This window comes from Streptomyces sp. Sge12 (assembly GCF_002080455.1).
Lineage (GTDB): Bacteria > Actinomycetota > Actinomycetes > Streptomycetales > Streptomycetaceae > Streptomyces.
This window is the reverse complement of record NZ_CP020555.1, coordinates 6674554-6691041: the sequence shown is the minus strand read 5'-3', so window position 1 is coordinate 6691041 and position 16488 is coordinate 6674554. Positions and strand designations below refer to the sequence as shown.

Below are 16488 nucleotides of genomic sequence, written 5' to 3'. Positions count from 1 at the left end.
TTTCTGCCGGTCGGTCCGGCTGCTAGCGTGATTCGGGACCAGCAATTGCATTCGAACAAAACGCAGATGTTCGTCCACCTAGGGGGATTTCCGCAATGACCAGCGGTATTGATGATGTGTCGACCGCCATAGGCGCGGCCGAAAGCGGTTCGACGAAGCGGCCGCCCGGTCTGCGCCTGCCCGCGGTGGTCCAGACCCTGCTGTTCGCCCAGTACCGGCACAAGCTCTTTCCCGCGCTGCGCCGCAGGCACGGGGACATCTTCACGCTCCGCCTCACCACGCCCACCCGCCATCTGGTGATCCTCACCAAGCAGGAGGACATCAAGACCGTCTTCGGCGGTCCGGTGGACGTCCTGCACGCGGGCGAGGGCAACGCGATCATGGGGCCGGCCCTCGGTGACCACTCGGTGCTCCTCACGGACGAGGGCGAGCACCGCAGGTCCCGGCGGCTGCTGATGCCCGCCTTCACCGGCGCGGCGCTGGCGGGCTACCAGCAGATGGTCGGCGAACTGACCAGGGCGGAGGTGGAGAGCTGGCCCGAGGAGACCGTCTTCAGTTCCCACGAGCGGATGCAGGCGCTCACCCTGGAGGTGATCCTGCAAGTGGTGTTCGGGGTGACCGACGAGGCGCGGCTGACGCGCATGCGCCCCCTCGTGCGCGGCATCGCGGACATCGGCCCCGTCACCCTGCTCGGCCTCCCCTACCCCCTCCTCCAGCGCGTCGGTCCGTGGCGCCGCCACACCGACCTCCAGCGGGGGCTGGACAAGCTGCTGTACGCGGAGATCACCGACCGGCGCCGCGCCGCCGACCTGCACAGCCGGACCGACGTGCTCTCGCGTCTGCTCCAGGCGGCGGAGAACGAGGAGGGCGGCGGGTTCACCGACGCGGAGCTGCGCGACCAGCTCATCACGCTGCTCCTCGCCGGGCACGAGACCACGGCCACGGGCCTGGCCTGGGCGCTGCACGAACTGGTCCGCCGACCCGAGCAGTTGCAGCGGGCGCAGCGCGCGGCGGACGAGGGTGACGACGCCTACCTCACGGCCGTCGCCAAGGAGGCGCTGCGGCTCAAGCCGGTGGTGTACGAGGTGGCCAGGCAGCTCACGAAGCCGCTCACGGTGGGCGGCTACCGACTGCCCGCCGGCGCCACGGTGATGCCCGCCATCGGCATGGTGCAGTCGGACCCGGCGTACCACGACCAGCCGGACGAGTTCCGTCCCGAGCGCTTCCTCGACGGGCAGCCGCCCGCCCACACCTGGATTCCGTTCGGCGGCGGCGCCCGGCGCTGCATCGGCGCCGGTTTCGCGCTGCTGGAGGCGACGGTGGCGCTGCGCGAGGTGCTCCAGCAGTACGAGATCCGGCCCGACCGGCCCGCTCCGGAGGAGCAGAAGGCCCACCACGTCACGCTGATCCCCTCCCGGGGGGCGCGTCTCGTGGTGAGCCGTCGCCGCTGAGCCGCATCGGACGGCCGGGCCGCGGCCACCCCCGTACGAGGGCGGCCGCGGCCTGCGGCCCGTTCAGCGGGCGACGTCCGCCAGGACCTCCAGACGGCCCGTCAGCAGGCGCTCCCGGCACAGGCTCCGCTGGACCTTGCCGGAGGAGGTCCGCGGGATCGCGCCCTTGGCCAGGACCACGACCCTGTCGGGGGCGTGGCCGAGCTGCTCGCGCAGTCGCTTCATCACCCGGGCCGCGGTCTCCTCGTGGTTCTCGAAGCCCTTCGCGGACTCGAAGGCCACGATCATGCGCTCGGTGTCCGGCACGGCGAAGGCCGCGCACACGGGCCGTACGCCCTCCACCTTGGCGGCGACGTGCTCGTAGTCCTCCGGGTAGAGGTTGCGGCCCGAGACGATGATCATGTCCTTGACCCGGCCGCAGACCACCAGGCCGCCGTCCTCGGTCCGGTAGCCGAGGTCGCCGGTGTGCAGCCAGCCGTCGCGCAGGACGGCCGCGGTCGCCTCCGGGTCCTCCCAGTAGCCCTGCATCAGGGAGGGGCTGTGCACGCAGATCTCGCCGACCCGGCGTTCGCCGAGCGGTGTGCCGTCCGCGTCCCTGATCTCGATCCGGACTCCCGGCACCGGAGGTCCGCAGACCGCCAGCGCGCGGGCGCCGGGGGCATCGGCGTCCACCGGGGCGGCCACTGCACCCGGCTGGAGGCCGTCGCGCGACACGTGGTCCCAGACCAGCGGCCGGGTGGCCTCTCCCATGGCCACGGCCAGGGTGGCCTCGGCCAGTCCGTACATCGGGGTCATCGCCTGCGGCCGGAGCCCGTACACGGCGCCGGCCTGCGCGAACTGTTCGAGGGTGGCGGCGCGGATCGGCTCCGCGCCGTCCCCGCACACCTCCAGGGCCGAGAGGTCGAGCTCGCGCGGACGCAGCCGCATGCCCTGGGCGGCGAGACCGTAGGCGAAGTTCGGGGCGACCGTGCTGGTGGCCCCGAACCGGGAGAGGGCGTCCACCCAGGAGTCCGGCCGGGCCAGGAAGTCCTCCGGCGGCTGGAGCACCATCTTGATCCGGTAGGCCATGCCGGAGAGCACGGAGATCAGGCCCATGTCGTGGTAGAGCGGCAGCCAGCTGACGTGGACGCTGCGGTCCCGCTCCAGTTCGAGCCGCTCGCAGCAGACGGCGGCGTTGGTGAGCATCTGCCGGTGGGTGAGCGCGACCGCGCGGGGCAGGCCGGTGGTGCCGGAGGTGAACTGCAGGTAGGCGAGGTCCTCGGGGCCGACCGGGACCGGACCGCTGATCTCCGTGCGCTCCGCGGCCAGTTCGCCGCAGGTCAGCACGGGCCGGTCGCCGGTGATCCGGCCGGTGACGAAGTCGCCGAAGGCATCGGCGACCACCACGCAGCGCGCGTCCACGTGGTCGAGCCTGCGGTTGATCTCGGCGATGAAGTCGGGCAGGTCCGAGAGCCGGTGCGGCAGGGGCAGGATGACGGGGACGGCGCCCGCCCGCCAGACGCCGAAGAGGCTGAGCAGGAAGCCGGGCGAGGTGGAGGAGACGATCGCGACGCGGTCCCCCTTCGCGACACCCGCCCGGGCCAGCCCGCCCGCCACCCGCCGCGCTCCGGCGGCCAGCAGCGCGTACGGCAGTGGCGTCCGGTCCAGTTGCCGGTTGACCACGGTGATGCCCCGGGGGGTCGTGGCGGCGAGTTCCAGGACCTCGGGCACGGTGACCGCGCCGAACATGTCCTCGGGACGCGGATGGTCCATGGTCTTCTCTTCCCCGTTCATCCGGCGCTCCGCGCCAGGGCGTGCAGTTCGTCGATGAGGCGGTCGGCCAGGGCCCGGACCGTCGCCTCCGTGTGCAGGTTGCTGCTGTAGGTCCACACCAGCCGCAGGGTGCCGTCCGAGGCCATCGCCATCAGGTCGAGGGTCCGGGTCCGGTGGCCGCGGTCGCTGCGGTGGTGGCCGAAGGAGTCGACGACCGGCCGGGCGTCACCGGTGAAGTACTCGCTGACGTCTCCCCAGTAGTTGAAGCCGATCTCGGGTACCGGGACCTCGGCCATCCGGGCCCGCACCGCCGGGTCGGGGTGCAGATACCGCAGCAGGCCGTATCCGACGCCCTGGTGGGGCATCTCGCGGATCTGGTCGCGTACCTGGGCGAGGTCGCCCGGGCGCAGCACCAGCGGTGACAGAGTGGAAAAACGGGCGACGGTACGGGAGATGTCCAGTGCTCCGAAGGCCCGCCGGCGGCCGTGTCCCTCGACCTCGACGACCAGTTCCGGCTGCCCGGTCCAGTCGGTCACGGCGCGGGCGAGGGCGGTCAGCAGCACCTCGCGTATCTCGGTCCCCTGCCGGCGGGAGAGGCCGTTCAGCACGGCGTCCGCGGTCGCTCCGGTCACCTCCGTGAAGTGGCGGACGGCGGAGGCCTGTGTGTTGGGGCCCACCCGGTGGTCCACGGGCAGCGGTGCGGGCGACAGGTCGGCGAGCCTGCTCCAGTAGGGGAGTTCGGCCGTGACCTCCTCGCTCGCCGCGTGGGCGTGGAGTTGCTCCGCCGCCTGCGGCAGTGCGGCCGTCTTCGGCGGCAGGACCGGTGCGTCGCCCCGTTCGAGGGCGAAGTAGGCGGTGCGCAGGTCCTCGTAGAACACCCGGGAGGAGTAGTAGTCCATGACCAGCCAGTGGGCGCTGACGAGGAGCCGCGGGCGGCGCCGCGGGCCGAGGTCGAACTGGGTGAGCCGGACGGTCGTGCCGGTGGCCAGGTCGAGCCCGCCGTTGCGCAGGGCGACGTGCCGGGCGATCTCCGCCTCGATGTCGGCGTCGGCGACGGCGCCGAGGTCGACCTCCGTGACCGCGGCGGCCTCCAGGGGCCGGGCCGGGGGCAGCTCCGCGTGCGGCCCCTGCTCCGGCGTGCTGCGGAACTCGGCGCGCAGCCCGTCGTGGTGCGCGAGCACGGTGGCGAGGGCCTCGCGCAGCGGTCCGGGTTCCAGCCGCCGGTCCAGCTCGAAGACGGGCCACATGCCGTTCCAGTGGTCCGCGTCGGCGAAGTCCTGCTCGAAGAACCAGAGCTGGCTGGGTGAGAGGCCGGCCCGGCCGGTGATCTCCCGCTGGTCCGCGTCGGCCGGCGGACGGTCCGTGGCGAGGGCGGCCTGTTCGGCAACGGTCGGGTGGGCGAAGAAGTCCGCGAGGGTGAGGTGGAGGCCCTGTTCGGCGGCCTTGGCCACGACGCGCACGCCGAGGAGCGAGTCCCCGCCGAGCGCGTTGAAGTTGTCGTGGCGCCCGATCCGCTGCACCGGGAGTACGGAGGCCCAGGCGCGGGCCAGCGTCTCCTCGGCCGGGGTGGCCGGAGGCTCGTCCCCCGGGGCGGTGGCCTCCGGCACGGGCAGCGCGCGCCGGTCGAGCTTTCCGTTGGGGCCGATCGGCAAGCGGTCCAGGATCACCACGGCCGAGGGGACCATGTACGAGGGCAGCTTGGCCGCGAGGTGGCTGCGCAGCTCCTCCTCCGCGGGTGCGGCCCCGCTCTCGGGCACGGCGTAGCCGATGAGCCGCCGCGCGTCACGGGCCACGACGACCGCGGTCCGCACGCCGGGATGGGCGGCGAGCACGGCCTCGATCTCGCCGAGTTCGATCCGGTGACCACCGATCTTGACCTGGAAGTCGTCCCGGCCGAGGAGTTCGAGGGTGCCGTCAGGTCGGTAGCGGCCCAGGTCGCCCGTGCGGTAGAGGCGCTCGCCGGTGACCGGGTGGACGATGAACTGCGCCGCGGTGCGCCCGGGGTCGTCCCAGTAGCCCTGGGCCACGCCCGCGCCCCCGATGTGGAGGTCGCCGGTGACGTGGTCCGGCTTGTCGGTGAGTTCGGCGTCCAGGACATGGAAGGTCTGGTTCCGTAGCGGGGTGCCGTACGGAACGCTGCGCCACCCGGGATCGATCCCCTCGATCGGGTGCCAGATCGACCAGATCGCGGCCTCGGTCGCGCCCCCCAGGCTGATCAGCTCGGGCGCCCGGTCGGCGATGGCCCGGACCCGGCCGGGCAGGGTCAGCGGGATCCAGTCGCCGCTGAGCAGGGCCGTCCGCAGCGATCGCGGGAAGCCGGCGCCCTGCTGTTCGCAGTGCTCGACCAGCAGTTCGAGCAGGGGCGGGACGGTGTTCCACAGCGTCACCCGGTGCTCGTCGGCCAGGGCGGCCCAGCGGCCGGGGTCGCGGGCCTCGCCGGGTGCGGGCAGCACCAGGGCGCCGCCGGCTCCGAGCACGCCGAAGACGTCGTAGACGGACAGGTCGAAGCTGAGCGAGGACAGTCCGAGGACGCGGTCCCGGGGGCCGACGGCGAAGCGGCTGCTGATGTCGTCGACGGTGTTGACCGCCGAACGGTGGGTGATCATCACCCCCTTGGGGCGGCCGGTCGAGCCCGAGGTGAAGATGACGTACGCGAGGTCGTCGGGGCCGGTGGCCGGGGCGTCGGCCGGTTCCCCGGCGCCCTGCGGTCCGTCCGGCCGGTCCTCCTCCGACTGCCGGTCCTCCCCCGGCTGCCGGTCCACGACCAGGGCGGTGACGCCCGCCGGGACGCGGCCGCCGGGCTGGACGAGGGCCACCGCCGCGCGGCCCGCCGCGATCAGCTGGTCGATGCGCTCCTGCGGCAGGCCCGCGTCCACCGGCAGGTAGGCCGCGCCGGAGCGGAGCACGCCGAGGACGGCGGGGATCTGCTGCCACCCCTTGTGCATGAGGACGGCAACGAGGGTGTTGGGGGCCGCGCCGAGTGCGCGCAGCCGGTGGGCGATCCGGTCGGCCATGCGGTCGAGTTCGCCGTAGGTGAGCGTGGTGTCGGCCGTGATCACGGCGGGTGCCCCGGGCCGCGCGGCGGCCTGCCGGCCCACGGCGGCGTGCAGGAGTTCGTCCGGCAGCGGTCCCGCGGTGTCGTTCACGGCCCCGCGCACGGCGCGCTGCTCCGCCGGCAGGGTGACCGGCGGCGGTGCCTCCTGTTCGGCGATGGCAGCGACCAGGTCGAGGTAGGCGGCGAACATGTCGTCGAGCACGCCCTCGGGGAACATCTCCTCCACGGCGTCCCAGCTGATCAGCAGGTCGCTGCCGCGGGCCACGACCTGGTTGTCGAGGTAGACCTGCGGGGTCTGGGAAAGGGCGTAGGCGGTCTCGAAGACCACGCCCTCGAGGGATCCGAGGCTGTCCTGCTCACGCAGCAGACTGGTGAACACCACGGGCATCCGCGCCTGGGTGGCGTCACCGCGCCGCCCCAGCTCGCGCTGCACCTCGACTCCGCTGAAGCGGGCGTGTGCCAGGTCCTGCCGCAGCTGCGTCTGGATCCGCTGTGCGGCGACCGCGAGGTCGGGCGCGCCGCCGAGATCGCACTCCAGCAGGATGGTGCTGGTGAAGTCGCCGATCAGCCGGTCGATGTCGGCGTGCCAGCGCGGCCGGTCGGCGAGGGTCAGGTTGAGGGTGAACCGGGAGCTGCGGCTCCAGGTGCGCAGGACCTGCGCGTACGCGGCGCACAGCAGCACGGAGGGGGTGACGCCGAGGGCGTTGGCGCGGTCCCTGAGCTGCCGCCACACCCGGCCGGTCAGCCGGCGCTCGCGGCGTACGAAGGCGGGTGCCGCCCCGGAGTCGGCGAGCGCGCGGACGGGCAGCTCGGGTGCGGGCGGCAGGGTGTCGAGGCGGCCCTGCCAGTAGGCGCGGGCCTGCTCGTGGCCCGGCTGCGTACGGTGCGCGGCGACCCCGTCGAGGTAGTCGCGGAAGGTCGGTTCCGGCGCCGGACCGAGCGAGTCGGGGTCGAGGACCAGGCGGATCCACTCGGCCAGCAGCACCTGGATGCTGCCGGCGTCGACGAGCAGCAGGTCGATGCTGATGTGGAGGCGGAGCCGGCCGGCGTCCAGCCGGTGGGTGCGGATGTCGTACAGCGGCCAGGTGTGCGGGTCGAAGACCTGGGCGGCCATCTCCTCGCGGGTCTCTTCGAGCCGACATCGGCCGTCGGCCTCCGGGACGCCGCTCAGGTCGCCGTGGCGGAAGCGGTAGTACGGGACCTCCCGCGCGACCTGCTGGCGGCCGTCGGGGAGCAGGGTCGCCCGCAGCATGCCGTGGCGGCCGATCAGGGTGTTGAAGGCCTCTTCGACGCGCTCGCGGTCGGCGGTGAACAGGTCCACTTCCACGTAGAAGTGGGCGGAGCGCCCGCCGAGGTCGAATCCCCGGCTGCCCAGCCAGTACGCCTGCTGGACGTCGGTGAGGGCGAAGGGCTCGTGGTCGTGCTCGGGTGCCGGAACCAGCTGCGGGACCGACCCGCCGTCCGTACCATGGTTGAGGAGCGCCCCGGTGAGCGTTTCGAGCGTGCAGTGGCCGAAGAACAGCTCCAGCGGGAGGTCGACGGTGCACGCGGTGTCGATCGCGGACTTGAACCGTACGGCGTCCAGCGAGTCGAGGAAGAGCGGTTCCTGCGGGTCGATCCAGCGGTCGTAGTCGCTGTTGACGCCGGCCAGCAGGTCTCGTATCTGGTTGAGGCCCTTGTCCTGGTCAGGAATGGGCACAGCGGATATCTCTGACATCGGTCCCCCGTATCGACCAGCCGGTCAAGCTGGTTCCAGAGTGTTCATTGCGATGTGGCCTGCGCGTCGGCGACCTTGCGCAGGTACGAATAGATGCCGCCATTGCGGGCGATCCAGGCAGTGAGTCGTGGCGAGAGGGCGCTGACCACGTCCGCGACCTTCTCCATGACGGGCGCCACGGTGATCTCCACCTTGTTCTCGCGGATGCACTTCAGCACCGCGCGCGCGACCTCGTCCGGCCCCACCCGGCCGAGCATCGGCGGCCGTCGGCCCGCCTGCCAGGCCGCGGAGATCCCGACGTCGGCGATCAGCGTGGGGTAGACCGCCGACACCCCCACACCGGTCCCCCGCAGTTCCTCGCGCAGGGACCAGGTGAAGCCGACCAGGCCGTGCTTGGCCGAGGAGTTGATCGTGGCGTACGGATAGGCCGTCCGCCCGCCCACCGAGCCGATGTTGACCACGTGGCCGCGCCCCGCCTCCAGCATGTGCGGGAGCACGAGCCTGGTCATCGCCTCGGCCCCGAAGAGATTCACCAGGAGGACTTTCCTGATGTCCTCGATCGAGGCGTCCTGGAACCGGGTGATGCGTTCGATTCCGGCATTGTTCACCAGGATTCCGGGCGGACCGAGTTCGCTCCGGACCGTTTCCACGATCTGCCGTTGGGCCTCCTCGTCGGAAATGTCGGCGGGCACCACGAGCGCCTTGTGGCCGTGCCGGCCGATTCTTTCCGCGGTGGCCCGCAGCCCTTCTTCCGATCGGGCGACGAGTGCCAATCGGACGCCCGCCGCCGCCAGATGTTCGGCGATGTGCGGACCGACGCCGCGCGAGGCCCCCGTGACGATTCCCACCACATCGTTCAATTCGCGCACGAACATCGTCCTTTGCCGAGAGTGACGGAGCTAGCGGGACGGCTGCGGAGCGCCGCGGCCGCCGGACAAGAGCTGGACCAGGACCGCCACGCAGCACAGCAGCGCTCCGGTCAGCGCCACGGCGCCGATGCCGACGTGGTCGAGCACCGCACCGCCGATGACCCCGGACAGTCCGATGCCCAGGTAGAGGGCGGAGGCGTTGAGCGCGAGCAGCAGGCTGCCGGCGCCCGGTGAGAGTTCGAGGAGGCGGCGCTGGACCGGCGGGTTGAACCCCCAGCTCGAGATGCCCCACACGAACAGCAGCACGGCGGCGAGGGCGGTGCTGTGCACCACGGACAGCGCCGACAGCGCGATCACGCTGCCGGACACGGCCACCAGCAGCGGCATCCGGTATCCGAACCGGTCGGCCGCGACACCGCCGACGACATTGCCGATGGCGCCGCCGATGCCGTATCCGAACAGCAGCAGGCTCAGCCCCGTGCCGTGCGCCCCGACGGTGTCGGCCAGCACGGGAGCCGCGTAGGTGTAGACGGTGAACACGCCCAGGCTGGCGGCCAGGGTGATCCCGAGGACGCTGACCACGCGTGCGTCCGAGGCGACTTCGACGCGCCGGCGCAGCGAGACCCTCGGGGGCGCCGCCACCTCGGGCACGGCCACGGCCACGGCCACCGCCGAGAGCGTGCAGAACCCGGCGACCAGCCAGAAGACGCCCCGGTACCCGAGCGGTCCGACGAGCAGCGTGCCGGCGGGCACCCCGACGATGGTGGCCGTCACCAGGCCGCCGAACACCCAGGCCGCCGCGCGGGCCCGGCGCTCCGGTCCGCTCAGTTCGGCCGCGACGGCGGTGGCCGCCGGGGTGAACACCGCGGCGCCGACGGCCGTGATGATCCGGGCGGCCATCAGGACACCGAAGTTCGGGGCCAGCGCGGCGAGTGCATTGCCCACTGCGGCCACCAGCAGCGCGGCGACGATCAGCGGACGGCGGCGCCACCCGCCCAGGGCCACGGCCAGCAGCGGGGAGCCGATCGCGTACGCCACGGCGAAGGACGTGGTCAGCAGCCCCGCCGTGGAGAGGGATACGGACAGCTCCTCGCTGAGCTGTGGCAGGACGCCGGTGACGACATAGCCGCTCGTCCCCACTGCGAACGCTCCGAGCGCGAGCGTCAAAACCTTGCCCAACACGAAATGAACCCCCTGCCCCCGGCCGGTCGGTGCCGATTGCGATCATGGCACGGGCCGCGAAGGCCACGCGAACCGGAGTCATCACCACACTCCCACAACAGAAGTTGCAGGCCAACGGGGGTTTTGCGCCAAGATCGACAGGCCCGGGTCCGGACGCGGGCGAGCCGCCCGCAGCAAGGGACACCTTGCCGCGAGCGGTCACGTGCCAGGTCCTACGACCGGTTCACTCCTGGCCGGAAGCCGCCGGATTCGCAGAGGCGATGCCGAGCTGACGGGCCTTTTCGATGTCGGCGGCGGACGGCTTGACCCGGCTGAACTCGTCGTGCCCGACCACGGTGGACTTCCACTGGTCGGCGGCGGTGGTCCCGTAGCTCAGCAGCCACTGGGTCACGATCCGCTCCTGGCTGCCGCCGATGTACTGGCCGCTCCACGTGGCGACGGAGTGGGCGTTGCGGTAGGCGTTGCGGTAGGCGACGGTCCATCCGACGGCGGTCCCGCTGCCGTCGGTGGCGGGCGCGCTGTCGTAGCGGCCGGTCATGACGTAGCGCTTCTCGGCGTTGCCGACGGCGGACTCATAGGTCCCGACGAACCCGCCGTTCGCGGCCTTGGTCACGACCATGGTCGAGCCGAGCTGGTTGTACCAGGTACCGAGCACGGACGGGCGGCCGTCGGCCGCTTCCCCGGTCCCGGCGATCTCGGCGGACGCGGCCACCGGGGTGTCCGCGGCAGCGCTCGCGGAGACGGTGGCGAAGGTCAGGAGCGCTGCGCTGAGGGCTATGGAGACATGGCGTACACGCGTCACGAGATCGATCCCCCTGTGCGGGCCGACGGCCCGATCGGTCGCCGGTGATGGCGGAAGGCCACATGGCCGCTTTCGGGGGAAAGCGTAGGGCTGTGCACCGGCAACGGGCCGGATGTCGCGCGTGAATGTCGGAGTTCGTACGAAGACTCGGCGCGATTCGTTCGCCCGCCTGCCCCCGGGGAATTCCGGAGGCAGGCGGTCCGTGTCAGCTGTCGCGGACCGCGACGATGCCGTTGAACACGCCGACGTACGCGGTTCCGTCGGGCCCGAGCGTGATCGGGGCCCAGTTGTTGTCGTACAGCGGACCGGTACCGGTCAGCTGCCGCCAGCGCCGCTCACCGGTACGGAAGTCCACCGCCGTGAGGTACCAGGCGTCGATCCCCCAGACATTGGGCTCCTTCTCGTAGAAGTAGAGCAGCCCGTTCGCGGTGGAGAGCTTCGGGACCACGGAGGGAGCGCGGATCGCGCTCTCCCAGACCGTGTCGCAGCCGCTGCCGTCGGCGCGCACGTCGATGCGGGCCGCGCCGCCCACGACGGACTTGCCCAGCAGCAGGGTGGTGGGGTTCTCGTAGCCGTAGTTGTTCTCGACGACGATGCTGTTGCCCCAGGTGATCAGGGAGTTGTCGGTGGTGGAGGCACCGGAGCCGAAGACCGGCACCTTGCAGACCAGCCGGCGGTCGGCGGGCACGTCCACGCCCCGCCTGTAGACCAGGACGTTCATCCGGTCGTCGGCGTTGTCGGTGATGGCGACGTAGCCCGGGCCGAACAGGTCCGGGGTGGTGCCCGAACCCTGGTTGACGGAGCCGGGCTTGGACGCCGTGCCCCGGTCGTACGTCTGGCGCCACTGCACCTCGGGGGTGCCGTCGGCACCGGCGCGGAAGCTGTACAGCGCGTGGTCGGAGACGATCGAGACGCCGTCCTCGGCGACGGAGAAGGAGTTCTGGATCTCCTCGCCGGGCAGCCGGACGGAACGGATCCGGTCGGTCGCCGGATCCACCGTGCCCACCCGGCCCTGGCGGGTGACCCACCAGATCCGGCCGTTCCAGTCGGGCATCACCGAGGTGACGGGGTCGCAGGTGCCACTGGGCCACAGGTTGGTCCAGGTCACGCAGTCGTGCGGGACCTGTCCGGTGAGGTCCCAGTCGTCGTCGACCGTGAACTTCCAGCTGCCGTCCGGGTTCTGGGAATGGGCGAGGCGCAGGATGTGCTGGCGGGAATCGGCCAGCACGGCCCGGTCCTGGTGGTCCAGGTAGAAGTAGGCGCCGCCGGAGGTGTCCTTGAAGATCTTCGCGAAGTCGAGCGAGGTGATCGCCTCGACCGTCGAGGAGCGCTGCGGGAGCTGGTACTCCGCGAGCGTGGCCAGCGTACGGGGCTCCAGGAGCTTGACCTTGAAGCCGGAGAAGGTGCCGCACACCGTGACGAGCCGGCCGCCCGCGTCGAAGGTGGCGGTCGCGCACTCGCCGCCGAGGGCGGCGATCTTCTCGCTGGTCACCTTCGGGTTCCTGCCGAGCGGGCCGGACCAGGGGGAGGTCGCGCTGCCCGCGGCGTCGGAGTGCATGCCGCTACGGCCGTTGGGCGCGAGGAACGGGTGCTGCGGCGGTGCCTCGCCGGGCAGCGGGGCGGCGGCCGCGGGGCTGCCGTCGTAGTGGGTGACCAGCCGGTGGCCGGGGGCCTTGGGTATGTCCTCGGCCTGGGCCGGCGAGCCGCCGTACATCACCGTGAGTGCGGCGACGACGGGCAGCACGGCGCAGTTCAGCGATCTTCGGAACATCCGGGCGTCCTCCGGTTCTCTGCAGTCTTGTTGACAATGCGTCTGATGTCGCGCCGCCGCCAGACGCTAGATCGCACTGCCCGAGGAGTCCATGGATGGGCCGGATGATTCATGAAGGCGCAACAGTCGATCAAGGATTCAGGCTGGAGACCACGTTCGCGGTGGCCGTCAGGCCGTCGTGGATGGTCGCGGCCATGCTGCTGCTCGCGAGGTAGAAGCCGAGCAGCGCGCAGACGACGGCGTGCGAGAACTTGAGCCCGCCGCTGCGCAGGAAGATCCACGCCAGGATGAGGAGCAGGACGACCACCGAGAGGGAAATCACCATAGAAACCTCCTTGCTCGCCGTCATGGTGGCGCAGGAGGGGGTGCCTTCGGGCGAAAGACGTGTCCGCCGTACGGGTGTTGACCGTCCGTGACGAGCGTCAGTCCTTGACGATCTCCGCCCAGTGGGTCGTACGGTCGCACCAGCGCTCCAGCAGCACCGGGTCGTGGCCCACCGCGAGCAGCCCGGCGCCGGCCTCGGCGCGGTACTCCTCCACGACGCCGACCAGGGCGGCCGTGGTGGAGGCGTCCAGCATCGCGGTCATCTCGTCGCAGACCAGCCAGCGCGGGCGCAGCACCAAGGCGCGCGCCAGGCAGGCGCGTTGCAGCTGTCCGTCGCTGACCTCGTGGGGGCGGCGGCCGAGCAGGTCACCGCCCAGGCCTACCTTAGGAGCCAACTCGGCGAGCCTCGCGTCCACTTCCGCACGGCGGCCCGTCGCGCGCAGCGGTTCGGCGATCAGGTCGTGCAGTCGCAGCCGCGGGTCCGCGGAGAGGCGGGGTTGCTGGAAGACCACCCCGATGGCGGTGCGCAGGGAGCGCGGGGCCCGGTGGGAGAAGCCGGTCACCGTGCGGCCGTCGAGCGTCACGCTCCCGCGGTCGGGGCGGTGCAGCAGCGCGGCGACGCGCGCGAGGGTGGACTTGCCGCAGCCGCTCGGCCCCAGCAGGCCGAGGGATTCTCCGGGCCGCAGCGTGAGGTGGGCCCCGCGGACGGCGGGGGCGCGGCGGTCGTAGCCCGCGGTGATGTCCTTGAGCTCAAGCACGGTGACAGGCCACCCCTTCGGAGAGTTCGGGCCGCCGGGTGCGGCACAGGTGGTCGGCGGCGGCGCACCGGGCGGCGAAGGCGCAGCCCGCCGGGAGCGCGCCGAGTTCGGGCGGGGCTCCGGGCACGGGCGTGAAGGCGCGGTCGGGGAGGGCGTCGAGCAGGCCCCGGGCGTAGGGGTGGCGGGGGCCGGGCGCCCCGAAGAAGGCCTCGGCCGGGCCGGTCTCCACGATCCGCCCGGCGTACATGACGGCGACGCTGTCGGCGATCCGCTCGGCCGCCGCGAGGTCGTGCGTGATCATCAGCAGCGCCCGGCCGGCGGCGCGGGTGTGGGCGCGCAGCTCGTCGACGGTGCGCAGGACGAGGTCGCGGTCGAGGCCCGTGGTCGGCTCGTCGGCGAGGAGCAACGGGGCGTCACCGACGAGGGCGAGGGCGGTGGCGGCCCGCTGGGCGAGCCCGCCGGACAGCTCGTGGGGGTGGCGGTCGAGATGGGTGGCGGGAAAGGCGGCCCGCTCGGCGGCCGCTTCGGCCGCCGCCCGCAGCGCGGTCCGCCCGCGGGTCCCGGTGAGCTCGCGGACCGCCTCGCGCAGGTGGGACCGGATGGTGCGCACCGGAGTGAGGTGGGCGGCCGGGCTCTGCGGAACCAGGCCGACGCGTCGGCCCCGTACGGTCTCGGCCAGGGTGCGCTCGTCGGCGGCGAGCAGGTCCGTACCGTCGGCGAGCCGGGCCGATCCGGCGGTCTCGGCGTTCCCGGGCAGCAGGCCGAGGAGGGCGGAGGCCAGGACGGACTTGCCGCAGCCGCTCTCCCCGACCAGGACGAGGCACTCCCCGGGCGCCAGGCGCAGGCTCGCGTCGGTGACGGCCTCGACGTAGCGGCCTTCGCGCATGCGGAAGCGTACGGAGAGCTGCTCGACGGTGAGCACGGGCGGCGGCGGGGTCACAGGGTCAGCTCCGAGCGGCGGCGGGGGCTTTGGCGCTCGCGCCAGGCGCCCGCGAGGCCGGCGACGGCCAGCGTCGGGACGATCAGCAGGAGGCCGGGGAAGAGGGTGGGCCACCAGTCGCCGGCGAGCAGCGAACCACGGGCGCTCTGGACCAGGTTGCCCAGGCTCGCCCGGTGGGACGGGAGTCCGAGGCCGAGGAAGGACAGGGCGGACTCGTGCCACATCGCGTGCGGGATCATCAGCACGGCGGCCAGGCCCGCCTGCGGGAGGACGCCCGGCACCAGGTGCCGTACGGCGACCCGCAGGCGGGAGGCGCCGCCCGAGACGGCCGCGTCCACGTACGGGCGGCCGCGCAGGGAGAGGACCTCCGCGCGGACGATACGGGCCGTCGAGAGCCAGTGGGTGACGGCCACGGAGACCACCACGGGCCAGACCCCGGGCCGGAACATGGCCACGATGAAGATGCCGAGGAGCAGGTGCGGGATCGAGGCGAGCGTGTCCACCGCGCGCATCACCAGCCGGTCGGTCCAGCCGCCGAGCGCGCCCGCGGCGGCGCCCACGGCCGTACCGATGACGGTGGCGGCCAGCGCGGCCACCAGGCCGACGAGCAGGGAGACGCGGAGCCCGTAGACGCACCGCAGCAGCAGGTCGCGCCCCATGTCGTCGGTGCCGAAGGGGTGGGCCCACGAGGGCGGTTGCAGCCTGGCCGCCAGGTCGACGGCCTGCTGGTCCAGTTGCGCCAGCGGCGGAACGACCAGCACCGCCAGCACGATCACCGCCATCACCAGTGCCGATGCGCGTACGCGCAGGGTGCGCGTGGAGCGGCGGTCCCGGCCCCGCGGGCGCCAGATCACCTCAGCCATCGAAGCCCACCCTCGGGTCGGCCAGTCCGTACAGCAGGTCGGACAGCAGGTTCCCGGCCAGCACCGCCGCCGTGGCCAGCACGGTCAGTGCCGCGAGCAGCGGGAAGTCCACCGAGGTGGCCGCCTGGACGGTGGCGGCCGCGATGCCGGGCCAGCTGAAGACGGTCTCCACCAGCAGCGCACCCGTGATCAGTTCCGGTACCCGGGAGCCGATCAGCGTCAGCATCGGCAGCATGCCGGAGCGCAGGCCGTGCCCGAGCAGGACGGTCCGTTCGGCGAGCCCCCGGGCGCGGGCCCCGCGTACGGGGTCCTCCGCCAGTGCGTCGGCCACGCCCTGGCGGACGTAGAGGAAGAACCAGGGGAGTTGGGACAGGCCCAGCACCAGGGTGGGCAGGACCAGGTGCGAGGCGACCTGGCCGAAGCCGATCGTGTCGCTGCCCGCGTCGGTCAGACCGCCCGAGGGCAGTGCCCCCAGCCGTACGGAGAAGAACCAGATGGCCAGCAGGCCCAGCCAGAAGGCCGGGGCGGCCTCCAGGGTGTAGGCGAGGCCGGACACGATCCGGTCCAGCGGGCCGCCGGGGCGGCGCGCGGCGAGCACGCCGAACACCGTGCCCACGAGCACCGCCACCGCGAAGGCGCAGGCGGCGAGCAGGGCGGACCAGCCCACCCGTTCCGCGATGACGTCGGCGACGGGGCGGCGCATCACGGAGGAGGTGCCGAGGTCCCCGGTGAGCGCCGAGGTGAGCCAGTCCCACCAGCGGGTGACCAGCGGCCGGTCCACCGCGAGGTTGAGGCGGAGCTGGTCGAGGTCGGCCTGTGAGGCGGTGAGGCCGGCGGTGCCGGCGTAGGCCTTGACGGGGTCGAAGGGGGACAGGTCGGCGATGGCGAAGACGCCGAAGGTGACGGCGAGCAGGACCGGGGCGGCGAACAGGGTCCGCCGCCCCGCCATGCGCGCCATCCGCCCCCAGGGCACGCGGGCGGTACCGGTTGCCCGGGCAGGACCG

The 16488-nt window shown here is 72.6% G+C and carries 12 protein-coding genes; 1 reads left to right on the top strand and 11 read right to left on the bottom strand.

The window, feature by feature from the left end:
• Positions 1–95: 95 nt before the first annotated feature.
• Positions 96–1451: a cytochrome P450 gene (locus tag B6R96_RS30125; protein ID WP_053170302.1), complete on the top strand. Its 1356-nt coding sequence runs from the start codon at positions 96–98 to the stop codon at positions 1449–1451.
• Positions 1452–1514: 63 nt separating this feature from the next.
• Here B6R96_RS30125 and B6R96_RS30120 read toward each other — a convergent pair whose 3' ends face one another.
• The 11 genes from B6R96_RS30120 to B6R96_RS30070 all read right to left on the bottom strand — a co-directional run bounded on the left by B6R96_RS30120 (position 1515) and on the right by B6R96_RS30070 (position 16442).
• Positions 1515–3224 (bottom strand): AMP-binding protein, encoded by a 1710-nt coding sequence (locus B6R96_RS30120; RefSeq protein WP_081524160.1) that lies wholly within the window; start codon positions 3222–3224, stop codon positions 1515–1517.
• Positions 3221–7975 carry a non-ribosomal peptide synthetase gene (locus B6R96_RS30115; protein WP_081524159.1) on the bottom strand — a complete coding sequence of 1585 codons (4755 nt, stop codon included), beginning with the start codon at positions 7973–7975 and terminating at the stop codon, positions 3221–3223. Before B6R96_RS30115 ends, B6R96_RS30120 begins: the two co-directional genes overlap by 4 nt.
• 44 nt (positions 7976–8019) lie before the next feature.
• Positions 8020–8844 carry an SDR family NAD(P)-dependent oxidoreductase gene (locus B6R96_RS30110; protein WP_159396379.1) on the bottom strand — a complete coding sequence of 275 codons (825 nt, stop codon included), beginning with the start codon at positions 8842–8844 and terminating at the stop codon, positions 8020–8022.
• Positions 8845–8874: 30 nt separating this feature from the next.
• Positions 8875–10026, bottom strand: a complete 1152-nt coding sequence (locus tag B6R96_RS30105; protein ID WP_081524157.1) for an MFS transporter — start codon at positions 10024–10026, stop codon at positions 8875–8877.
• A 223-nt stretch (positions 10027–10249) separates the two neighbouring features.
• Positions 10250–10828: a streptavidin gene (locus B6R96_RS30100; protein WP_081524156.1), complete on the bottom strand. Its 579-nt coding sequence runs from the start codon at positions 10826–10828 to the stop codon at positions 10250–10252.
• Between the two features lie 205 nt (positions 10829–11033).
• On the bottom strand, positions 11034–12599 hold the full coding sequence (locus B6R96_RS30095) for a hypothetical protein (RefSeq protein ID WP_081524155.1): 1566 nt from the start codon (positions 12597–12599) through the stop codon (positions 11034–11036).
• Between the two features lie 130 nt (positions 12600–12729).
• Positions 12730–12924, bottom strand: a complete 195-nt coding sequence (locus B6R96_RS30090) for a hypothetical protein (RefSeq protein ID WP_030388219.1) — start codon at positions 12922–12924, stop codon at positions 12730–12732.
• 97 nt (positions 12925–13021) lie between these two features.
• Positions 13022–13681 carry an ABC transporter ATP-binding protein gene (locus B6R96_RS30085; RefSeq protein WP_081524154.1) on the bottom strand — a complete coding sequence of 220 codons (660 nt, stop codon included), beginning with the start codon at positions 13679–13681 and terminating at the stop codon, positions 13022–13024.
• Positions 13674–14567, bottom strand: coding sequence for an oligopeptide/dipeptide ABC transporter ATP-binding protein (locus B6R96_RS30080; RefSeq protein ID WP_081525321.1), 894 nt, complete (start codon positions 14565–14567; stop codon positions 13674–13676). The genes B6R96_RS30085 and B6R96_RS30080 overlap by 8 nt, the downstream gene beginning before the upstream one ends.
• A 50-nt stretch (positions 14568–14617) precedes the next feature.
• Positions 14618–15484, bottom strand: a complete 867-nt coding sequence (locus tag B6R96_RS30075) for an ABC transporter permease (protein WP_081524153.1) — start codon at positions 15482–15484, stop codon at positions 14618–14620.
• A complete protein-coding gene (locus B6R96_RS30070; RefSeq protein ID WP_081525322.1) occupies positions 15477–16442 on the bottom strand; it encodes an ABC transporter permease in 966 nt (321 codons plus the stop codon). Before B6R96_RS30070 ends, B6R96_RS30075 begins: the two co-directional genes overlap by 8 nt.
• Positions 16443–16488: the final 46 nt, after the last annotated feature.